At 43.3% G+C, this 1497-nt stretch carries 2 protein-coding genes; both read left to right on the top strand.

Annotation, left to right across the window (positions count from 1 at the left end):
- Positions 1–240: 240 nt before the first annotated feature.
- Entirely contained in the window at positions 241–750 is a 510-nt protein-coding gene (locus tag CDG79_RS40475; protein ID WP_094347037.1) for a hypothetical protein, read from the top strand.
- The coding region (locus CDG79_RS40470) for a hypothetical protein (protein ID WP_223278679.1) at positions 747–1497 on the top strand (751 nt) is incomplete at its 3' end. The genes CDG79_RS40475 and CDG79_RS40470, both read left to right, overlap by 4 nt.

Raw genomic sequence — 1497 nt, 5'->3', positions numbered from 1 at the left:
GAAATAACCAAACGGAGCCAGGTACAGGCTTATACGCTGCTAGCAACTCAGTCAAAGTATCGTGAACCGGCACTTGGCGAGTTTGGCGCTTTCCATTCGGGGTAGCCTTGCGAGTCCTGGCCCGGAAACAGTTACTATCACTACCCCAGGAATTCAGGAATTCCAGATAGTAGTGACTGGTAAAAATGCATCATCTGCAAATTACTATTTTGTTTGCACGAAGATTTGGGGCGTGAAACAATGACCTACTGTGAAGGAAGCAAAAAAGTTACTGTCACGATATTATCTCCCAAACTAACCATTGTAGTTGACGCACCTGCGATGGTTGAGATAGGTACTAAAACTGTCAGTTTTACTCACCCGATGACTGCTCCGATTTCGGAATCTTATAATTTCGTTGTCATTGGTATTTCATTGAACCCGTCAGCGCAAACTTATGATAATGGTGCAAGGATATTAGGTTGCCCAATTCCATCGCTTGACGGCAAGAGGATTAGCAGCGACTTCGACAACAACTACCCAGACAATACTGGCAGTTGTAGCTATGACGTGACACTACAAGGCTTGTCAATCAATGGCGTACTATATCCATCTGATGATGGTCGATTCACTGTTTCTTGTGATGACGATTGTCCAGCCGGTAAATGTAAATGTCACAGTGATAGTTACCCTGGTTACTGTTGCAATGATTGTGCTAGCACATCGGCAAAATTAAAAGCAATTGGCGACGAACTGAGGTCGAAACAATGAGTAGTAGTAGTTGTGATGACCTAGCGCAACAAATAGCAGCATTAAGTAGCCAGATATCGAGATTAAATATTCTTTCAGAAGCACAAATAAGGGCAATCGCTAAAAGTGTAATTGACAGCGAAAGATTGCAACAGCAGATTAGTGATTTAAAAGCGCAATTAGCAGGCATTGATAATAAATATATTCCTCGTACCAATGAAGCGGGAATAATTAATACAGCAAAGATTCAAGCAAAGGATTTGATTCTACCCCTTGTTGTCAGCTATGTAGCATCACAATTAAAAGTTGTTCAGGCAACAATTACCGGGATAGAAAATACCCTTGCTGGTGTCTCAGGGCAAATCACTAACATTTTAGGAAAGATAAGCACTCTAGAGTTAACTATTAGTAATGCACTCAAAACTGCTGCCAATGCACTGGGCATTAGCAACCAAGCGCTAAAAGCAATAGGCGAACTGTTTGCTAAATTAGCGCCACTCCTAAGCATTTTGGGTACAATTTTGTCACTTGTTGAGACGATTGCAACCTTGGAGACCCTCGGAAGCCGTATTGATGCCGTTGAGCGTGGACTAGAAGCACTTAGTGCTAGTGTATCCGGCATTCTTGGCAAACTACTAGGATTGCAAAACCGCATTGCTCGGAATGAAGCAACAATAGTTGATGTCAAGGCGATCGCAGTCGATGCCCGACTCATCGGAGAGGGTGCAGCAAGGATTGCAGGTGATGCACAAATCCACGCCGACAGAG

The sequence above is a fragment of the Nostoc sp. 'Peltigera membranacea cyanobiont' 232 genome (genome assembly GCF_002245985.1).
Classification (GTDB): domain Bacteria; phylum Cyanobacteriota; class Cyanobacteriia; order Cyanobacteriales; family Nostocaceae; genus Nostoc.
Note: the sequence above shows the minus strand (reverse complement) of the source record. Positions and strands in the feature narration are given on the sequence as shown.

Excerpts from the sequence above, each read along its gene's own strand:
- CDG79_RS40475 (WP_094347037.1), top strand. The coding sequence starts at position 241 with ATGACCTACTGTGAAGGAAGCAAAAAAGTTACTGTCACGATATTATCT.